16 protein-coding genes are annotated in these 20398 nt (G+C 67.8%); 5 read left to right on the top strand and 11 right to left on the bottom strand.

Features of this window, described 5'->3' with window-relative positions:
- Positions 1 to 420: a hypothetical protein gene (locus tag CA237_RS06050; RefSeq protein ID WP_066689768.1), complete on the bottom strand. Its 420-nt coding sequence runs from the start codon at positions 418 to 420 to the stop codon at positions 1 to 3.
- Between the two features lie 59 nt (positions 421 to 479).
- On the bottom strand, positions 480 to 1421 hold the full coding sequence (locus tag CA237_RS06055) for an NAD(P)/FAD-dependent oxidoreductase (protein ID WP_126013353.1): 942 nt from the start codon (positions 1419 to 1421) through the stop codon (positions 480 to 482).
- A 62-nt stretch (positions 1422 to 1483) separates the two neighbouring features.
- Here CA237_RS06055 and trmD point away from each other — a divergent pair, with 62 nt between their 5' ends.
- Together trmD and rplS are read left to right on the top strand one after the other, a co-directional pair.
- Positions 1484 to 2221, top strand: coding sequence for a tRNA (guanosine(37)-N1)-methyltransferase TrmD (trmD, locus tag CA237_RS06060; RefSeq protein ID WP_066689770.1), 738 nt, complete (start codon positions 1484 to 1486; stop codon positions 2219 to 2221).
- On the top strand, positions 2218 to 2607 hold the full coding sequence (gene rplS, locus CA237_RS06065; protein ID WP_066689771.1) for a 50S ribosomal protein L19: 390 nt from the start codon (positions 2218 to 2220) through the stop codon (positions 2605 to 2607). The genes trmD and rplS overlap by 4 nt, the downstream gene beginning before the upstream one ends.
- A 120-nt stretch (positions 2608 to 2727) precedes the next feature.
- Here the strand turns inward: rplS and CA237_RS06070 are convergent, their stop codons facing one another.
- Together CA237_RS06070 and CA237_RS06075 are read right to left on the bottom strand one after the other, a co-directional pair.
- Positions 2728 to 4896, bottom strand: a complete 2169-nt coding sequence (locus tag CA237_RS06070; protein ID WP_241215444.1) for a histidine kinase dimerization/phosphoacceptor domain -containing protein — start codon at positions 4894 to 4896, stop codon at positions 2728 to 2730.
- Between the two features lie 85 nt (positions 4897 to 4981).
- The gene (locus CA237_RS06075; RefSeq protein ID WP_126013359.1) at positions 4982 to 6613 is read right to left on the bottom strand and encodes a histidine kinase famiy protein; all 1632 of its coding nucleotides are present in this window, start codon (positions 6611 to 6613) and stop codon (positions 4982 to 4984) included.
- Between the two features lie 145 nt (positions 6614 to 6758).
- Between CA237_RS06075 and CA237_RS06080 the strand changes: the two genes are divergently transcribed.
- A complete protein-coding gene (locus tag CA237_RS06080; protein ID WP_346773494.1) occupies positions 6759 to 7574 on the top strand; it encodes an oxygenase MpaB family protein in 816 nt (271 codons plus the stop codon).
- Between the two features lie 155 nt (positions 7575 to 7729).
- Here the strand turns inward: CA237_RS06080 and CA237_RS06085 are convergent, their stop codons facing one another.
- A complete protein-coding gene (locus CA237_RS06085; RefSeq protein ID WP_126013365.1) occupies positions 7730 to 9781 on the bottom strand; it encodes an NAD(+) synthase in 2052 nt (683 codons plus the stop codon).
- 223 nt (positions 9782 to 10004) lie between these two features.
- Entirely contained in the window at positions 10005 to 10712 is a 708-nt protein-coding gene (locus CA237_RS06090; RefSeq protein ID WP_066689775.1) for a murein L,D-transpeptidase catalytic domain family protein, read from the bottom strand.
- Between the two features lie 175 nt (positions 10713 to 10887).
- Here CA237_RS06090 and CA237_RS06095 point away from each other — a divergent pair, with 175 nt between their 5' ends.
- Together CA237_RS06095 and CA237_RS06100 are read left to right on the top strand one after the other, a co-directional pair.
- The gene (locus CA237_RS06095; protein ID WP_126013368.1) at positions 10888 to 11502 is read left to right on the top strand and encodes a L,D-transpeptidase family protein; all 615 of its coding nucleotides are present in this window, start codon (positions 10888 to 10890) and stop codon (positions 11500 to 11502) included.
- Positions 11489 to 12247 carry a hypothetical protein gene (locus CA237_RS06100; protein WP_126013371.1) on the top strand — a complete coding sequence of 253 codons (759 nt, stop codon included), beginning with the start codon at positions 11489 to 11491 and terminating at the stop codon, positions 12245 to 12247. Before CA237_RS06095 ends, CA237_RS06100 begins: the two co-directional genes overlap by 14 nt.
- Here the strand turns inward: CA237_RS06100 and CA237_RS06105 are convergent.
- From CA237_RS06105 to CA237_RS06125, 5 genes are read right to left on the bottom strand one after another with little or no spacing between them, the layout of a single operon-like run.
- On the bottom strand, positions 12222 to 14021 hold the full coding sequence (locus tag CA237_RS06105) for a response regulator (RefSeq protein WP_206432950.1): 1800 nt from the start codon (positions 14019 to 14021) through the stop codon (positions 12222 to 12224). The genes CA237_RS06100 and CA237_RS06105 overlap by 26 nt on opposite strands.
- 5 nt (positions 14022 to 14026) lie before the next feature.
- On the bottom strand, positions 14027 to 15679 hold the full coding sequence (locus CA237_RS06110) for a response regulator (protein ID WP_126013377.1): 1653 nt from the start codon (positions 15677 to 15679) through the stop codon (positions 14027 to 14029).
- Positions 15676 to 16716, bottom strand: a complete 1041-nt coding sequence (locus tag CA237_RS06115) for a chemotaxis protein CheB (protein ID WP_198158531.1) — start codon at positions 16714 to 16716, stop codon at positions 15676 to 15678. Before CA237_RS06115 ends, CA237_RS06110 begins: the two co-directional genes overlap by 4 nt.
- Before the next feature lie 4 nt (positions 16717 to 16720).
- Entirely contained in the window at positions 16721 to 18724 is a 2004-nt protein-coding gene (locus CA237_RS06120) for a response regulator (protein ID WP_066689780.1), read from the bottom strand.
- Between the two features lie 15 nt (positions 18725 to 18739).
- Complete coding sequence (locus CA237_RS06125) at positions 18740 to 20398, bottom strand: methyl-accepting chemotaxis protein (RefSeq protein ID WP_066689781.1); 1659 nt, start codon at positions 20396 to 20398, stop codon at positions 18740 to 18742.

Genomic DNA, 20398 nt, shown 5'->3' on the forward strand with positions numbered 1-20398 from the left:
TTAGTGTCTGGCGGGTGGTATGGTCGCGGGCGGACCGATTTCCGCGTCGGGATCGACCAATATGGTTACGAGCCGGCCGACCAGCGTCACCGGGTCGCGACCGCGACGATAGCCATGGCCCTCCGCCTCCCGCTTCGAACATCGGCGCTGTCCGCGAAACATGCCGCAGCCCGACAGGAACGGGTCCTGTACCGATGTCGGCGGGACCTCGCCGATGACCGCTCCTTGTTCACCGACTTCGCGAACCGTCGGCAGCGGCAGGCGATAACGGTCGCCGCGATCAGGGTCGCCGCACACGACAATCTCGCCGGCGCCTGCCGCCAAACAGTTCCGTGCCGCTTCCCGCTCGGCGGCAGCGGCGAGGATGCGGTCGAAAGATTGCGCGTCCGCCGGTGCAGTCGGCAGCAGGAAAGCGATCAAAAGAAGGCAGGGCCGCATCGGCAACAAGGCTACCCGGTGCCATCGCGATCGACAAGCCGCTACCGCCGGATCGGACGGCGCTCCGCCAACAGGTTGCGGATCGTGGTCGCTGCCACGCCCGCCTCGCCCATGGCGTGGCTGATCTGGTCCAGCCCCTTCACCACATCTCCCGCGGCGAACAGGCCGGGGACGGAGGTACGCTGGTGATCGTCCACCTCCAGGCAGCCATCCTCGCTGGCCCGTGCCCCGGCGGCGATCGCCAATTCGGACCGGATGTGCGACCCGAGCGCCGGATAGACGCTGTGGAATGCCAGGTCTCCCTCGGCGGTACGAACGACGAAGCGGTCGCCGTCGATCCGATAGTCGCCGCACGGTCCGTCGACCCGGCGGATGCCCGCATCGTCGAGCGCGGCGCGGCACGCATCGTCCAGTTCGTGATCGGTATCGGGCGCGATCAGGGTCACGTCGCTGCTATAGCCGCGGAGGAACAGCGCCTCGCGCATGCCATGGTCGCCCGTGCCGATCACGCCTACCCGCCGGTCGGTCACTTCATAGCCGTCGCAGATCGGACAGTAGCGCAACAGTCCGCGGGCCAGCGCCGTGTCGTGCAGCGCGTCGTCCAGTCCGGCGGGGCGGTGGTTGACCACGCCGGTCGCCAGCAGGACGGTACGGGTGCGCAGCGTGCTGCGATCGGTGCGGACGATAAAATCGTCGCCATCGCGCTCGATCGCGGTGACCGTCGCCGCCTCGCAGGTCGCACCATAGTCGCGCGCCTGCCGGTGCATCCTTGCCAGCAGGTCGGGACCCGTGATCCCGCCGGGAAAGCCGGCATGGTTGTGGGTACGCGGGATCATCGCCGCCCGGCTCGATCCGCAGTCGAACATGCGAATTTCGAGATGGAAACGCGCAAGATAGATGGCCGCGGTCAGTCCGGCCGGACCGGCGCCGATGATGGCGCAATCGATCGCGTCGGCGTCGGGCGTGCAGGGGGCGGGGGGCATAGCGACGCAAATGACGCGGCAGGTCTTTCGTTCCCCCGAACAAGCGGGCAGAGGCTGTCGCCATGACCTTTGCCGCGACCGTCCTGACGCTCTACCCCGAAATGTTCCCCGGACCGCTCGGGGTGTCGCTCGCCGGACGGGCGCTGCGCGAGGAACGCTGGTCGCTCGATACGGTGCAGATTCGCGACTTCGCGACCGACAAGCATCGTTCGGTCGACGATACGCCGGCCGGGGGCGGCGCTGGCATGGTGTTGCGTGCGGACGTGCTGGCGGCGGCGCTGGACAGCGTGACGGACGGCCGCCCGGTGCTGGCGATGACTCCGCGGGGGAAGGCGCTGACGCAGGAGCGGGTACGGCAACTGGCCGACGGGCCGGGCGCGATCATCCTGTGCGGCCGGTTCGAAGGGTTCGACGAACGGCTGTTCGAGGCGCGCGATATCGAGCCGGTGGCGATCGGCGACTATGTACTGTCGGGCGGCGAAATGGGAGCGCTGGTGCTGCTGGATGCTTGCGTTCGGCTGCTTCCCGGCGTAATGGGCGCGGCTTCGAGTGGTATCGAGGAGAGCTTCGAAAGCGGCCTTCTGGAATACCCTCAATATACCCGACCCTATGAATGGGAAGGGCGTGTGATCCCCGAGGTGTTGCGATCGGGGGATCATGCGCGGATCGCGGCGTGGCGCAAGGCACGGTCCGAATCCGATACACGGCTATGGCGGCCGGACCTGTGGGAGCGTCATGTCGACGCTCGGGTCCAGTCGCCCTCTGGCGCGCACAAGCAAGACGAAGGTCAGAAGAAATGAACCTCCTCCAGACGATCGAAGCCGAACAGATCGCCAAGTTCAACGAATCGAAGAAGATCCCGGAATTCCGCGCCGGTGACACCCTCAAGGTCGGCGTGAAGGTCGTCGAAGGCGAGCGTACCCGCGTGCAGAACTACGAAGGCGTCTGCATCGCCCGTTCGAACAAGGGCATGGGTTCGTCGTTCACCGTCCGCAAGATGAGCTTTGGTGAAGGCGTCGAGCGCGTTTTCCCGCTCTATTCGCCGAACATCGATTCGATCGAAGTCGTGCGTCGCGGTGTCGTGCGTCGCGCGAAGCTCTATTATCTGCGTGGTCGCACCGGCAAGTCGGCGCGTATCGCCGAACGTCGCGATCCGCGTCCGGCCAAGGCGACCGCTGCCGAGTAATCGGCGGCGCGCAATTGCGCCAGGCAAAGGGCGCGGTAGCCGATGGCTGCCGCGCCCTTTTTGCGTCTAGACTTGGAGTGATATTCCCAGGGTCGTATTACCCTCCGACGCGGACCCGCGTTAAACGTCCTCGGGCGTCGCAATCGGCGCGGACACGGTAAAGCGCAGGCCCGGAGCATTGTCGCTTTCCTCGATCGTACCGTCGAGCCGCTTGACCATCGCGCCGAGCATCCGCGTGCCGAAGCCGGTGCGGTTACCCGTCCGCCCCTGACCCCGGTCGGCGACGGTCAGCCGGAAGCGGTTGCGTACCTTTTCCAACGTGATCGCGATCGGCCCCGGCTTTCCGCCATAGGCATATTTCTGGGCGTTGATGACCAGTTCGACCAGTACCAGTCCGACCTGCACCGCGGCGTCGGCGGAGATCAACAGCGGGGCGAGGTCCATGGTCAGTCGCCCGGTCCATTCGTCGCCCATCGACGACTGCATCTCGGCCAGCAGATCCTCGATATAGCGGCCGAGATCGATGACCGTGACCGTATCCTCGGAATAGAGCCGGCGATGGACCAGCGCGACGGCCGACAACCGCCGCTGCGCCTCGCCCAGATGGCGGGTCAGCGTCTCGTCATTCTCGGCATTGGCCTGCATCGCCAGGAACGCGACGACCAACTGCAGGCTGTTCTGCACCCGGTGGTTCACTTCCTTGATCAGCGTTTCCTGCTGCGCGAGCAGCGCATCCTTGTCGGTGACCGCGCGGGTCAGTTCGCGGTTCAATTCGCTGATGCGGCGCCGCTGGCGCGCGTCGAACAGCAGCCGCGACAGGCGGTGGGCCGCCTCGATCTCCGCCGGGCTCCAGGGGAGGGCGCGGCCGCGGATTTCCTCGCTCCACGCCGCGAAGGAGGCGCGCGGGGTCAGCGGACGGTCGGGCTCCTGCTCGACCGCCTTGTGCGGGTTGCCGGCCCATTGGATCGTCTGCAACGTCTCCGCTCGGAACCACAGCAGAACGACCGGTTCGTCGGCTGACAGCGTGATCGCCAGCAATCCGCTCGCCATGTCGCGATAGGCATGGGCGGCGGGCAGTCGATGTTCCAGCGCCGCGGTGTGCAGCAGGATGTTCCCCTGCGCGCGTACCCATTGCAGGATGTCGCTGATCGCTTCGGGCGGCGGGACATGGCCGCTGGAATAGCGCATCGGCCCGCGTTGCAGTACGAAGCCGTCGGCGCGAAGCAGCCGCTGCAGGTCGCTGCCGATCAGCGCGGACAGCTGGTCGGGGTCATATTCCTGCGCGAACCGCTGCGCGAGCGCGTCCTCCGCGGTGCGCAGCCGCAGCCGTTCGCGATATTCGGCCGCTTCTTCCTTGGCACCGATCTGCTGCGCCAGCGACGCCGCGATCAACTCACAGGTCTTGCGTTGCAGGTAGGACAGATTGCGGGGGGAACGATGGTGGCACGCGACGAGCCCCCACAGCATGCCGTCCTTGATGATCGACACCGAAGCCGACGCCGCAACTGCCATATTGCGGAGATACTGGACGTGGATCGGCGACACCGCACGGACGCCGACATTGCTCAGATCGACGGCGGAAAGCGTCGGATCGAGGCCGATGATCGGGGCCGGGGTGTAGGAGGCGTCGGGAATCACGCGGACCCGGTTGCGGATATACAACGCGCGCGCCTGTCGGGGGATGTCCGATGCGGGGAAGTGGTGGTTAAGGAAGCCGTGAATGTCGGGCGCGTGACGTTCCGCCACGACCTTTCCGGAATCGTCGTCGAGGAAGCGGTAGATCATCACCCGGTCGAACCCGGTCAGCCGCGCGAAGATCGACGCAGCCCGCGCCGTCAGGTCGTCGAGATCGACCGCACGCGAAAATTCCTCGCCCCCCTGTTCGATCCAGGTGAGCGCGTCGTCGGTGCCCGGTTCGCCAGGCGCGGTCGGCTCCAGCTCGATCAGCCAGAAACGCCCTTCGCGACTGGCGACGACCGAGAGCGTCGTCTGCCCGGTCGTGCCGAGCACCACCGGCCCGGCGACGGTCGAGCGCAGGATCGCCAACCCCGCCTCGCCGATCAGGTCGAGGATCGTCCCGCCCAGCCAGTCGGTGCCGAGCAGCGACGCGACGTCGCCCGCGCCGCCGACGATCACCCCCTCGGCAGGATCGACGATCAGGAGCATGCCATGCGGCTGGATCGCGCCGGGGATATGGATCGGTTCGCGGTCGCAGATCGTCAGGTCGTGCCCGAGGTCGGAAGGCGAGGTCGCCAGCCCGTCGTCCTGGGCAGTTGCATTGGTCGCCAAGCGTAGCCCCTTCGTCATCCTGTGGCTGCCCGGCGATCGGGATCGGTACGGGAAGATACTGCACTATAACTGAAAACGGACTGTTTCAACCGCTGCCGGTGTGGCCGTCAAGTACCTGCCGGATCCGCGTTGCCAGATCGACACGCTTGTACGGCTTGCCGATCAGGTCGAATTCGGTCCCGCGCGCATCGACCCGTTCGATCGACGCCTCCGCATAGCCGGTGGTCAGCAACACCTTCAGCCGGGAGCGCAGCCGCCGCCCTTCGCGGGCGACCATGACGCCGTTCATCCCGCCCGGCATGATCAGGTCGGTGAACAGCAGGTCGATCGGCGCATCGCTTTCCAGCACGGCGATCGCCTCCGCCCCGTTGCCGGCGCGCAGCACGGCGTAGCCGAAATCCTTCAGGATCGCCTCGGCCAGGTCGCCGACATCCTGCTGGTCCTCGACGACGAGGATGGTTTCGGTCCCGCGCAGGTCGCTGTCGCTGCGGGGGCGCCGCGCGCGGATCGGTTCGGCCACCGAACCCGCCGCCGGGAACAGCAGGCGGATCGTGGTGCCGCTGCCCTTCTGCGATTCGATGTGTAACGCGCCGTCGGACTGCTTCATGAATCCATAGACCATCGACAGGCCGAGGCCGGTGCCCTTGCCCTGATCCTTGGTCGTGAAGAACGGCTCGGTTACCCGCGCGCGGACCTCCTCCGACATGCCGGTGCCGGTGTCCGTGATCGACAGAGCGACGAACTTGCCCTGAAGCTTGTCGCCATAGCGCGGATCGCTGCCGTCCAGCGTGACAGGTTGGGCCGAGATCGTGATCGTGCCGCCATCGGGCATGGCGTCGCGGGCGTTCATCACGATGCCGATGATCGCCGCCTCGGCCTGCACCGGGTCGATCCGCGCGTTGCAATGGTCGCCACAGGGTTCGACGTCGATCGTGATCCCCGCATCGCCGATGGTGCGCTTGAGCATTGGCAGCAGCGCGCGAACCAGATCGTCGATATTGGTGACCCGGCCCGACAGCTTCTGCCGGCGCGAAAAGGCGAGCAGCTGCTGCGTCAGTTCGGCCCCGCGATCCGCCGCCTCCATCACCGCCCGGAGCGAGCGGCGCGCGCGATCGGGGTTGAGGGCGTCGCTGCGATCCAGCTGGTTGAGCAGGACGTCGGTGAACCCCTGGATCACCGTCAGCAGATTGTTGAAATCATGTGCGATGCCGCCGGTCAGCTGACCGACCGCCTCCATCTTCTGCGCCTGCCGCAGCGCTTCCTCCGCATCGCGGCGGCGGGTGACGTCCAGCTGCGACGCGAAATAATAGCGGAGCTTCTGCTCGCCATCGAGCACCGGCGAAATGAACAGCGCGTTCCAGAAGGCGCTGCCATTCTTCTTGTAATTGATCAATTCGACCGAGGCCTGCCGCTGTTCGCGGATCGCGAGGCCGATTTCGGCCACGGTGTCCGGATCGGTCTCCGCGCCCTGCAGGAAGCGGCAGTTGCGACCCAGCACCTCGTCCGCGTCATAGCCGGTCATGCTGAGAAAGGCCGGGTTGGCGAAGATGATCGGATTGTCCGGCAGATTGGGGTCGGTCACGATCATCGGCATCCGCGTGGTCTTCACCGCCGCGAAGAAGATGCCGTTGCCCGGATCGTGCATCTCGCGGCCCGCCATGGCAGCGTCCCGCTGCACCGGGTCGAGCGGCTTTTCCGGGCTGGACGGTGAGGACATGAACGGGCCTGTCGGTTCGAGGATGTGGCGACAAAGGTCGCGAGAGAGCGATTTGGTTCCGTAACGATCGGACCCGCAGGTCCGCTCCGCTCGTTCACTACCCATGAACCCGCTTCGCCAGACAATTGCACGCCAGATCCGCGGCTTGACCGGTGCCGGCGACGGCGCGATCGACCTGCGGCGACCGCCCGGCGATGACGGGCTGTTCGGGCCGGGATCGGTCAGCTGGCGGGTGCATGGCGATTTTTCGTCGATGATGATCGGCGGTACGGCCGCGTTGCTGATGCAGATGCTGCATCCCGGTGCGCTGGCGGGAGTGTGGGACCATAGCAATTTCCAGCGCGACATGCTGGGGCGGCTGAAGCGGACCGCGCAGTTCATCGCCGGCACCACCTATGGCAGCACGGCGGAGGCGGAGCGGCTGATCGGCCATGTCCGCCATATCCATGACCGGGTGCACGGCGTCCTGCCCGACGGCCTGCCCTATGATGCGAACGACCCGCATCTGCTGACCTGGGTCCATGTCGCGGAGACGGATTCGTTCCTGCGCGCCTATCTGCGCTACCGCGATCCAGAACTGTCGCGCGCCGATCAGGACCGGTACTTCGCCGAAAATGTCGTGGTGGCCGAGCGGCTGGGCGCGCGCGATGTTCCCGACAGCCGGGCTACGGTCGATGCATGGCTGTCGGCGGTGCGCGGCGAACTGCGCTGCGACGCCCGCACCCGCGCGGTGCGCGACGCGCTGCTGCACCAGCCGTTGCCGAACCCGTTCCTGAAAGGGTTCGGGGCGCTGAACACCGCCGCCGCGATCGACCTGCTGCCGCATTGGGTACGGGCGATGCTGGAGTTGCGCAGTCCCGCGCCGATGGGCGTGCGGGCAGGGGCGCAGGGTATGGCGAGGATGCTGCGCTGGGCGCTGGGTGGGTCGGCGTCGGAAAAGACGGCACGGGCACAGGGGTAGCGGCCGAGTTTCGATGGCGATCCATCGCGTGCCTCACCCGTCACCCTGGGCTTGACCCGGGGTCCTGCTTTCTTTCAACGCTTTCCGAAAAAGCGGGACCCCGGGTAAACCCCGGGGTGACGAAAACGGAAAGGTACGTTTCGGGGCAGGCCGCTCTAAAGTGGCGGCAATCCCGCCCGCAGTTCCTCGACCCAGGGCGTCGCCACCCCGTCGGACGGCGCGCGCCAGTCGCCGCGCGGGGACAGCGCGCCGCCGGCCGAGACCTTGGGCCCGTTGGGCAGTGCCGACCGCTTGAACTGGCTGGTCTGGAAGAAGCGCCACAGGAATTTTTCCAGCCACCGCGCGATGGTCGGTAGGTCGTAACTGCCCTTGGCTTCGTCCGGAAAGTCGATCGGCCAGCGGCCGGCGGCGGCATCGCGCCACGCGTGCCAGCACAGGAAGGCGACCTTCGACGGGCGCTGCCCATAGCGGACGATGTGGTGGAGGAAGAAGTCGTTCAGCGCATAGGGACCGACGCGGTCCTCGGTGCTCTGCATCCGGCCCTCGGCATCGGCGGGCACCAGTTCGGGCGAAATCTCGGTGTTCAGGATCGCATCAAGCACGGCGTCGGTGTCGCGGTCGAACTGGTCGGTGCGGATCGTCCAGCGGATCAGATACTGGATCAGCGTCTTGGGCACGCCGGCATTGACGCCGTAATGGCTCATGTGATCGCCGACGCCATAGGTGCACCACCCGAGCGCCAGCTCCGACAGGTCGCCGGTGCCCAGGACCAGCGCTTCCCGCTGATTGGCCAGCCGGAAGAGGTAATCGGTGCGCAGCCCGGCCTGCACATTTTCGAACGTCACGTCATAGACAGGCTCGCCGCTGGCGAAGGGGTGGCCCATGTCGCTTAGCATCTGGCGCGCGGCGGGACGGATGTCGATTTCGTTGCCGGTGATTCCCAGCGCCGTCATCAGCTTCCACGCATTGCCCTTGGTCGCATCGCCGGTGCCGAAGCCGGGCATGGTGAAGCCCAATATGTCGGTGCGCGGACGACCGAGCCGGTCGAACGCCTTCGCCGCGACGATCAGTGCGTGGGTCGAATCCAGCCCGCCTGACACGCCGATCACCAGCCCCTTCGTCCCCGACGCGACCAGCCGCTTGCGCAATCCCTCGACCTGGATGTTGAACGCTTCGTAGCAATCGTCGTCCAGCCGCTCGGGCGTATTGGGGACGAACGGGTAGCGCCGGACCGGGCGCAGCAGCCCGATATCGTCCTGCGTCGGTGCATGGTCGAACGCGATCCGGCGGAAGCGGGTTTCGGGATGGCCGCTGGCCGCCGCGCAGTCATTGAACGTGCCGGTCCGCATCCGCTCCAGCCGCAGCCGTTCGAGGTCGACATCGGCATAGGCGATGCCCGACGACTGGTCGAACCGGTCCGACTGGGCCAGCAATTCGCCCAATTCATGCACGGAACCCTGGCCGTCCCATGACAGGTCGGTCGTGCTCTCGCCGATCCCGGCCGCGGCATAGATATACGCCGAGACGGTCCGCGCCGATTGCGACGCGCACAGCATCTCGCGGTCGCGTGCCTTGCCGATGACGATGTTCGACGCCGACAGGTTGCACAGCACCAAGGCTCCGGCCATCGCTCCGGCGGTCGAGGGGGGCAGGGGGGACCAGAAATCCTCGCAGATTTCGGCATGGACCACGAAATCGGGCAGGTCGCGGGCGGCGAAGATCAGGTCGGTGCCGAACGGCACGTCCTGTCCGGCGAGCGTCATCGTCAGCCCGGTCAAGCCGACGCCGGGCGCGAACCAGCGCTTCTCATAATATTCGCGGTAATTGGGCAGGTACGTCTTGGGCACGACGCCGAGGATGCGCCCGCGCGATACCGCCACCGCGCAATTATACAGCCGTCCGTTGCGCCGCAGCGCCGCGCCGACCAGCAGGACGGGGCGCAGCTCCGCGCTGGCCGCGACCACTTCGGCCAGCGCCGCTTCGGTCGCGTCGCACAGCGCGTCCTGCAGATGCAGGTCGTCGATCGCGTAGGAGGTGAGGTTGAGTTCGGGGAAGACCAGCAGGTCGGCGCCGGCTTCATGCCCCTGCCGTGCCAGATCGATCGCGGCCCGGCCGTTGGCGGCAACATCGCCGACGCTGGCGGGCGGAGTGCAGGCGCCGACGCGGATCAGGCCGTGGGTGTGGATCGAATGGAACGGGTGGGTCATGGCGTCACCCTATAGGGAGATACGATGATGCGGAACCGGTAGCTCCCGGATCTTTCACCCTATCTCCAATTCATCCGTTTGGTTCGAGTAGCGATCGAGCCTGTCGAGAGCGCGTATCGAGAACGCGGTTCCGCTGGGCAGGTGTTGTCGACAAACGCTTCCCGACAAGCTCGAAGCTGCTCGAACCGAACGGAGTGTGATAACGGAGCTAGAGCCCCCGGCCTCAAACCTTCGCGGCGTAGATCATCCGGCCTTCGCCCAACAGGTCGAACACCCGCGCCAGATCGCCTTCGGCAACCGCGAAGCAGCCCTGGCTGCGGCCGAGCTTCCCGTGCTGTGCGATCATTTCCGGGTTGGCGTACCAGGCCCCGTGCACGACGATCGCGCGCATCAGCGCATTGTCGTTGGTGGGATCGAGGCCGACCAGCCGCTGCGACCGGCCGTGCTTGCCGACATAATAATTGTCGGTGATGAACGCGCCTTCCGAGGTGGCGTTCGAATCGGGGACGTTGCTGAAGCGAGTCAGCAATCCGCAATGCGCCGGGTCCGACCCGCTGCCATGCGCGACGCGCATCGCCGAGACGACGCCGCTGTGCATGTCGATGAACTGGAACCGGGGATGGGCGGAATCGACCGCGAAGTCGGCGATGGCGATGCGATCGGTGCGGCGGATGCGGCCCGAATGGCGGTCCATCGATGCCACCGCGCGTTCGAACAGGCGCGGATTGACCGTGGCGGGCGCCCGCATCTGCTTGACGGGGGCGGCAGGAACCGGCGCCGATGCCAGCCGCTGCGGCGGCGGCACGAAGGACGCGTTCTGCGCAACCGGGATGATCGCGTTCGTCGTGCAACCTTGTGCCAGTACGGCACCGGCCAGGCCGCCTGCCGCTTTCAGCACCGCTCGCCGCGATCGAACTGCTTCGTCCCGCATCCAATTCCTCGCCAGATCGTTGAGGGTTAGAGATACGGGCGACACGCCTTCCATTCAATTAACGTGGGTGCGGTCGTTCCGCCGCTTGTCGTGCTGGGGGCACGGGCGGTCGACTCCGACAAATATGGTTACCGCCGGATTTGCCATCCGGCGCGTCCTGCGGAATAACGGTGGGATGACGCTCGCGCTCCGTCTCGGCCTGATGGCTGCCGTTCTGCCGATGCCCGCCGTCGCGCAGGAACCGGCGGCGCTGGCGGTCGAGCGGGCGGCGGTGGCGATGCGGCCAGGCGACCATCGCTGGGCGGACGACCCGACGCTGTCGGGTCCGGTCAGCATCGTCGTCAGCGTGCCGATGCAGATGGCGTTCGTCTATCGCGGCGACCGGCTGATCGGGGCCACCACGGTATCGACGGGCAAGCCGGGCAAGATGACGCCGATCGGCGAATATACCATCCTGCAGAAGCGCCCGTTCCACCGTTCCAACTTGTACAACAACGCCCCAATGCCCTTCATGCAACGCCTGACCTGGGACGGGGTGGCGCTGCATGCCGGCAACCTGCCCGGCTTTCCGGCGTCACATGGTTGTATTCGCATTCCGACGGCGTTTGCGCAAAAGCTGTTCAACGTGACGCAGCTGGGCGGGCAGGTGGCGGTGGTCAACGACGTGATCGCCTTTCCGGCCTATCGCCCGGCGGATGCCGCGCCGCGCCTGTCGGACGAGGGCGTCGCGCTGCTCGCCAGCCGCGACGATCGGGTCAGTATCGGTGAGGGCGGGCATGCGCCGCGGTGATGTGGCTGCGTTGGCGTTGCTGGCGCTGGCCGGCTGCGGCGGTAGCGAGGATGCGCCAGCCGCGAATGTCGCGTCGCCGGCTTCCGTCCCGACCGCTACCCCCTCCGTCGTGGCCAGCCGCGTGCCGGAGCGGTTGACGGTCACGACCAACGAGCCGTTCTATTCGGTCGCGATCGATCGCGATGTGCTGACGCTGACCGGTGTCGATATGCCCCGACGCACGATGCGGGTGGTTGACCGCCACGTCGCGGTCGATGCGCGCGAATGGGAGGCGCGCGATGATCGCGGGACGATCGGCGTCCGGGTCGTGCGTGCACCGTGCGAGGACGACATGTCCGGCGCGCCGCGCGACTTCACGGCGACCCTTACCATCGACGGGGGAGCGACGGTGCGAGGCTGCGGCTTTGTCGGTACGCCCGCTCGGCCGCCCGGCGAGGCGTCGCCGGTGGCCGCCACCATTCCGGCGCGGTTCATCGGCCGGTGGAACCGCGATGCCACAGCCTGCGCCACCCCCGCCGCGTCGATCGAGGGAGTCCGGGTGACGCCGAGCGAATTGTGGTTCCACGAAAGCGTCGGCGTCGTGAAGCGGGTCGAACCGATCGGACCCGATCAGATCCGCCTCACCGCCGCCTATGAAGGCGAGGGCGAACGCTGGACCGCGACCCAGACGCTGCGGGTCAAGGGCGAGCGGTTGACGATCGTGACGGACGGGCGTCCGTTCAGCCGGATACGCTGTCCGCAGTAGCCGCCGAGGCGTTTGCGATCGCGGTCAGCAACTGATCGCCGGTAAAGGGCTTGGTCAGGACGGGGACGCCGATCTGCGTATCCCCGATCTCGGCAAAGCCGGTGATCAGCAGGACCGGCGTATCGGGGCAGCAGGCCCGCACGCGCGCAGCGACCTCGATTCCCGACAGGTCGGGCATCGCATAGTCGGTCAGCACCATGTCGAACCGGTCGCCCGCTTCGAGCATGGCGACAGCCTGCACCGCGGAATCATGGACGACGATGCTGTGCCCGGCGGCCTCCAACTGCGCGGCGACCACCGCGCGCACTTCCGAATCATCCTCGACCAGCATCAGCCGAAGCGGACCGGTCGGCCCGGTCGACTCCTGCGCGGCAGGGATAGGGCGTGCCTCGATCCGGGGCAGCCAGAGGTGTATATGGGTGCCGCGACCGACCTCGCTATCGATCGTCACGTCGCCGCCGGCGGCGCGTGCCATTGCCCGCACCATCGGCAGGCCGAGGCCGGTGCCGGCCCCCTGCGCCTTGGTGGTGAAGAAGGGTTCGAACACCCGCTCGCGCACCGCGCTGTCCATGCCGCTGCCGGTATCGCTGACGGTGATGCGGACGAACCCGCCCGACAAATTCGGCAGGAAGACGCCGGCATCGTCGATATTGGCGGTGCCGATCCGTACCGTGCCGCTGCCATCCATCGCATCGCGCGCATTGATCGCGAGATTGAGGATAGCGAGTTCGAACTGCCCGACATCGGTCTTCACCGACCAGCCGGGCTCGGCAAAGTCATAGGCGACGCGGATCCGCCCGGCGGCGGTGCGCACGATCAGTTCCTCGATCGACCGGATCACGTCATCGGGACGGAAGATTTCGGCGGCCAGATCGCGCTGACGGCTGAAGCTGAGCAACCGGCGGGTGATCGCGCTGCCACGACCGGCCGCCTCGCTCGCCGCGTCGAGATAGCGGCGGAGCCGGTCGCGGTCGTCGATCCGCCGCTCGGCGAGTTCGAGATTGCCGACGATCGCCGCCAGCAGATTGTTGAAATCATGCGCGATGCCGCCCGACAGCGTGCCCAGCGCCTCCAGCTTTTCCGACTGGTGGTGGCGTCGTTCGGCAAGGCGACGACCCGTGTCGTCGCGCTCGATCTTCAGCAGGTAGCGGTTCGTCCCGATGGTGAAGGGGATGCGCCGGATATGCGTCCAGCTGTCGCCCCAGGGCTGGACCAGATGGCGATCCTCGTCATCGCTGCCGCCCTGGCCGAGAATGGCGAGGTCGCGGGGATCGATACCGTTCGGGCGCGTGGCGCCGCGTACGACGTGGCCGTGCTGATCGAGGATGGTAACGACATCGCCCGACCCGTCGGCCAGCCCGCGAAAGGCGGCGCGTTCGAACGCCAGCGCCTGCCGCAGGGCATAACGGTCGGCGGCGGCGGCGACCATCGCGATCAGCGCCTCGGCATCCCAAGGCTTGTTCGCATAGCCACTGATCGCGCCGTCGTTGAGCGCCGCGACGACCGCCGACAGATCGGCATAGCCGGTCAGCAGGATCGCCTCCGCATCGGTCATTTGGCGGGCGCGGGCGAGGAACTGGCTGCCGGTCAGCTCCGGCATGCGCTGATCGGAGACGATGACGGCGATGTCGGTATGGGCGCGGACCAGTTCCAGCGCCTCGACCGGCGATGCGGTCGACAGGATGCGGTAGCGGTCCTCCAGCAGATCGCCGAGCGCGACCAGGATTTCCGGCTCGTCATCGACCAGCAGCAGCAGGGGCGGGGAACCGGGCATATCCATTACGGCCGTTCTGGTATCCTGATGATGAAGGAAGCGCCACCCTGTACCGCGCGCTCGATCGCGATCGTCCCGCCGTGCGAGCGGACGACGCCATAGGCGATGGCAAGACCCAGGCCGGTGCCGGAGCCGACATCCTTGGTCGTGAAAAAGGGTTCGAACACCCGCTCGCGACGGTCCTCGGGAACGCCCGGGCCATTGTCGTCGACCTGGATGCAGAACATGCCGTCGGCGGCACCGGTGGTGATGGCGATGCGGCCCGCGACCGGATCGACCGCATCGGCGGCGTTGGCGACGATGTTCATCACGACCTGATTGACCAGCGCCCCCGAACATTCGAGCATCCGTGCCGGCCCGTAGGTCCGGACTACCTCGACGCTGCCCAGACGAGGGGCGAGCAGGGTCAGGACCGCGTCGATGGCATCGGGAATGTCGATCCGCGACACCTCGCCATCGTCCAGCCGCGAAAAGCGCCGCAGCTTCACCACCAGTTCCTGAATACGGGTCAGGCCGGACCGGATCGACTGGAGCCGGTCCGCCGCCTTGGTCAGCAGTGCGCCGCGCGCATCGTCATCGGCATTCGCCGCGCCGGCGACCGCCCGTTCGACAGTGGCCTGATGGGCCAGGATGAAGGCGAGCGGATTGTTGATCTCATGCGCGATGCCCGCGACCAGTTCGCCCAACGACGCCATCTTGGCCGATTGGACCAGTTGCGCCTGGGTTTCGCGCAGCAGGGCGTTGGCGCCGGCCAGTTCGGCATTGGCCTGCGCCAGCCGTTCCGCCGCGTCGGCCTCTGCGCGGGCCTGTGCCAGTGCGATCGCCTGCGCCTGTTCGCGCGCGATACCCGCGGCCTCCTCGTCGCGCGCCAGCTTGCGCCGGACGATGGCCCGGATACGGACGAGCAGCATGTCGCCGTCGCGCCCGCGCGACACCACGTCGTCCGCTCCGGCGGCGAGGCCAGCCAGTACCGTCGCCGGCTCGGCATCGTCGGTCAGCGCAACCAGCGCAACGCCGCTTGCCCGCGCGGTGCGGCGCGCGTCCAGTTTTGCCGACAGGCCGAAGGACGGATCACCCGGCTGTTCGACGACGAGGATGCCGTCGGCCGCTTCCTCGTCGATCGCCTTCAGGGTATCGGCGATCCCGGCGACATGGCCGACGTGATAGCCCTCGGCGGCAAGGTCGGACACCAGCTGATCCGACGCCGTGTCCTGCGGGGCGAGCAGCAGCAGGCGCGCCTGGCGCAAGGCCGCTGCCGGGCCGTCGCCCAGCGGCCGTGCGCGTGCCTGCCGCAACAGGGCGCGGACCCGCGACAGGATCAGCTCGGCCCCGCCGCGCTTGGGCACATAGGCGTTGGCACCGCTGTCCAGCCCCTGTCGTTCGACATCCGATGCATCGTCGCCGGTCAGCATCAGGATCGGCAGCGTGCGGGTGGCGCCGGTCTGTCGCACGATGCGCACCAGTTCGTCGCCGTTCATGCCCGGCAGGCGATAATCGACGACCAGCAGGTCCGGCCGGCTGTGGTTCAGCGTTTCCAGCGCGGTTTCGGCATCGCGCGTCCGGTCGATCCGAAAGCCGGCACGTTCGAACATCCGCCGCAATTGCAGCGCCTGGGTATCGGAATCCTCGATCAGCAGGATCGCTGCGTCGTCGTTCACCGCGCGCGCTCCACGATGCGGCGGACATGCGGGGCGATCAGGTCGAGCGGCAGCGAGAGCGCACCGGCGCGATGCGCAGCCGCGGGCATGCCATAGACGATCGAGGTGCTGGCGTCCTCCGCCACCGCCTGTCCGCCAGCCGCGAGCAGCGCCCGCACGCCGGCCGCGCCGTCCTCACCCATTCCGGTCAGGACGACGGCCAGCGCCGCACCGTCCAGTGCCACGGCGGCGCTCTCGATCAGGCGGGTCGCGGAGGGGCGCTGGCCGCCGACCGGTCCGTCGGTGGCCAGACGGATCGTGCCTCCGCGTGCGAGCGTCAGATGGGCGTCGCCGGGCGCGACATGGACCGTTCCCGGCGTCGGCATCTCGCCGTTGCGGGCAAGCTCGACCCGCTGTGGGACAACGCTGTCGAGCCAGCTGGCAAAGCCGGCCATGAAGCTGGCCCCCATATGCTGCACCAGCAGCACCGGCAGCGGCAGATCGGCCGGGAGCGCGCCCAGCAACCGGGCGAGTGCCGGAGGGCCACCGGTCGATGCCGCGAACAGGAGGGCCGAGGGGGCGCGCTGTCGGACGGGCTGAACCGGAATTTTGGGCGCGGCCGGCATCCGTCGCCGCACCACCGCCACCTCGCTCATGATTGCAAGCTGCGTCCGTATCTCGTGCGCGACCTGGGCATAGGCGGCATCGCCCAGCCCGACCGGCTTTTCGACGACCGACAGCGCCCCGGCGCGCAGCGCGTCCATGCTGTCGCCCATCGCGCCGCCGTCCATGCTGGCGGAGATCACCACGATCGGCGTCGGATGGCTGGCCATGATCTGCCGCGTTGCCTCCAGCCCGTCGATGCCGGGCAGGCGAATATCCATCGAGATGACATCGGGGCGGAGGACCGGCAGCGCCTCGATCGCTTCTTCGGCGGTGGCGAAGCTGGCGGCGACGGTCAGGCGCGGGTCGCTGCCGACGATATGCGTCAGCAGCGTGCGGACCACGGTCGAATCCTCGACGATCATCACGCGGGCAGGGGCGGTGCGGGCCGTCATTGCGTCAGATCAGCTGCTGGACGGTGCCGATCAACATGCCCTGATCGAAATCCTGTTTGGTGACATAGGCGTCGGCGCCGAGGCTGAGGCCGCGTTCGATATCGTCGGGGCTGTTGCGCGATGTCATCATGATGACCGGTAAAGTTTTGAGTGCCGGATCGTTCCGTATCGCCGCCAGCAAAGCGAAGCCATCCATGCGCGGCATCTCGACATCTGCGACGACCAGATCGATGGCATCGAGGCCGGAGCGCAGCCGTTCCAGCCCGGCCAGTCCGTCGACCTCGACCAGTACGCGATAGCCCTGCGCTTCGAGGATGCTGCGCTCCAGCGTACGGGTCGTGATGGAATCGTCGACGACCAGGATGGTGCGGCTTTGCGCTTCGGCCTGGGGCGCGACGTAGGGGCTTGCCGCCCGGCCGCTGGCCCGGTCGCGTACCAGCTGGGCCGGATCGAGCACCAGCACGACCTCGCCATTCGTCAGCACCGTGCCCAGCACCAGCGGCAGATCGGCGGCGATCGCCGCGGCATCGCCGACCAGCAGCGCCCGGACATCGCGCAGCGCATCGACGATCAGGACGCGGCGGACGCCCTCCGCCTCCAGCACCACCGCCCGCAGCGGACCGGCGGCATCGGCCTGTGCCGTGCCCAATATGTCGCCGAGCCGCGTAACGGGCAGCGGCTGGCCATTGACCGGCAGCATCACCTCCGCTCCGCTGGGGGAAAGGTCGGCGGGATCGATCCGCAGTACCTGTCGCACCGCATCGGCGGGTAGGGCGCAGACCGTGTCGCCGACCTCGACCATCAGCAATGTGCGGCGGGTCAGTGCGACCGGCACGGCGATGGTCACGACGGTCCCGCCGCCCGAGCCGGGCGCGATGCTGGCCGACCCGTGCAGGCGGCGGGCGACCTCCGCCACGACCGACAGGCCGATGCCGCGCCCGGCGACCTCGTCCAGCCGGTCGGCGGTGGACAGTCCCTGTTCGAACAGCAGCGCATGCAACGCCTGTCCTCTGGGCGGGGGGGCATCGGCGGGGATCAGGTCGGCAGCGCGGGCACGGGCGACGATCGCCGCATCGTCCAGCCCGGCACCGTCGTCACGGACGGTGATGATCAGCCGCCCGCGATCGATCCGCGTGTCGATGCTGATCGTGCCTGTGTCCTCCTTGCCCGCTCGATGGCGACGGTCGGGCGTTTCGATGCCATGGCGCACGGCATTGCGCAGGACGTGCAGCAGCGGATCGCGCAGCGCATTCAGGACGCGGCGATCGGCCTCGCCATCCGTTTCGGTCGTTCGTAGCCGTGCGACCTTGCCCTCGGCGGTCGCCAGGTCGCGGACGGCGCGTTCATAGCCGTCGAAGAGCGTCGCCACCGGTTGCAGCAACAGCCGCTCGCCATCGCGTTCCAGTTCGGCGCTCGACCGGTCCAGCGCGTCGCGCAGCCGCCCGTGCAGGCGGCGGATGCGGTCCAGCTCGCCCGTCGCCTGTCGCAGCCGTCGTGCGGCTTCGCTGTCGCCGGCGGTGGCGAGCAGAGGCGACAGTGCGGCAAGATCCTCGGCCAGCGCGTTCAAACGGTCGGCGACCATGCCCTGTTCGGCGATCTGCGTCGCCATGACGTGCAGCGAACGGCCGAGCCGCTCGACCCGGTGGCCCGACACCGCGACACGCCGTTCGGGCTCGATGTCGGTCGCGCTGTCGTTCGTATCCGGGGCGGCGCCGTCCTCGATCGCATCGGCGAGGCGGCGGAGCTCGGCGATCGCCGCGCCGTCCATCGCCCGTTCGCCGCGTTCGATGGCGAGGATCAGCGCCTCCGCCTCATGCGCGGCGGCTTCGCTCTCCGGCAGTTCAACCGCGCGCGCCGCGCCTTTCAGGCTGTGCGCCCGGCGGCTGAATTCGCGCAGGTCGACCGGGCGGCCGGCATCAGCATCGGCCAGCGCCGCGCGGATGCCGGCCATGTGTTCGGCCAGTTCCGACGCGAATGCCGCCAGCAATTCGGCCTGAAGCTCGTCCACGCGCGCGTCCTGCCGTTACAGGCGGTAGCGTTCGGTCAGGCCGACCAGCGTGCGCGACAATTCGCCCAGGTCGCTTGCCGCCTGATCGAGCTGACGGGTGGAGGCAGCGGTCTGTTGCGACGCTTCGCGGATATTCTGCAGGGCGATGGTGACCTGTTCGATGCCGATCTGCTGCTGGTTGGTCGATGCGACGATCTGCTGGAAGGTCTGGACATTTTCCTGCACGCGGGTCGCCAGTTCCTCGATCGCGGCATGGCCGGCATCGGTGCGTTCCTTGCCCGACGCGACGCGCTTCACCGCCTCCTCGGTCAGCATCACCGACGAATTGATCCCGCGCTGGATATCGCCCAGGATCGAGCGGACGTTGCGTGTCGCGCCCTTGGCCTGATCGGCCAGCTGCTTCATCTCCGATGCGACGATGGCGAAACTGCGCCCCTGTTCACCCGCCGCCGCCGCCTCGATCGAGGCGTTGAGCGCGAGCAGGTGCGAGCGTTCCGACACGTCGTTGACCGTCGCGATGATGTCGCCGATCGCCTGGGTCTTTTCCGACAGGGCGACGATGTTGGTCGCCACCGCTTCGGCCTGTTCGCGGATCGCATCCATCGCGCGCGCGGTATCGGCGACGGCAGTCAGGCCGGCGTTGCTGACTTGGGCGGTCGCCTGCGCCTGCGCGATCACCTCCTGCGCGCGGCGAGTGATCTGCGCGCCGCTATGAGTGATCTCGTCGACGGTGGCGGCGGTTTCCTGCACCGCGGCCAACTGCTCCTCGACCGACGCCGCCTGTTCCTGCGTCGACGCACGGATTTCGGTGGTCGCCGCGTTCAGGTCGTTGGTCGCTGCGCGGTTCTGCGTTGCGATGGTGCGCAGCCCGCCGACCATGTCGTTGAGCGTGCGGCCAAGGCGCCCGAGTTCGTCGGCACCGGTCACGTCGGTGGTCGTCGACAGATTGCCTTCGCCGATGCGCCCGACAAAGCCCATGAACGCATCGAGCGGCCGCACGATCGAACGGCGGGTCGTCACCGCGACGGCAATGGCGACGACGATCGCGACCATCAGCCCCAGAATGATGGAAATCCGGCTGGCGTTATAGACGTCGCGGGTCGCATCCCGCCCACGTTCGATGGCGACGTTAAGCGTTTCGCGCGCTTGGCCGATCCGGCCGACCGTCGCGGCATGGTCGCGCACGATATCGGCCTCGGTCGCCAGCACCGCCGCCCGGTCGCCTGCAGCGATTGCGGCCAGCTGGGTCTCGACATCCGCCCGAGTCTGTTTGAGCGCGCGGTCGCCCTCGGCCAGTTGGCGGGCCATCCGTGCCCAGAGTTCGGACCGCGCGCCCGTCACCGAATTGTCGCGATAGGTTTCGGCGGCGCGTTCCTGTTCGGCGATGCCGCGCTGCGCTTCCTCGACGGCGTTGCGCCATCCGGTCGTTGCCTCCCGGACGCGACTGTTGTCGCCGGTCAGGAAGGCCTGGACGAGGCTGGCGCGCTGTTCGACCTTGCGCGACAGGGCGTGGTCGATGCGATTGAGCGCCTCCATCGACGCGAGGTCGCGTTCGACGATCATGTCGACGGTGTGGCGGACGTCGCCGATCTGGACCAGCGCATAGACGCCAAGCGCGAGGAGGATCGCGGTCAGGGCGGCGAAGCCGGCGGCGATCCGGGTAGAGACGGACAA

The organism is Sphingomonas sp. ABOLH, from assembly GCF_003951715.1.
Lineage (GTDB): Bacteria > Pseudomonadota > Alphaproteobacteria > Sphingomonadales > Sphingomonadaceae > Sphingomonas > Sphingomonas hankookensis_A.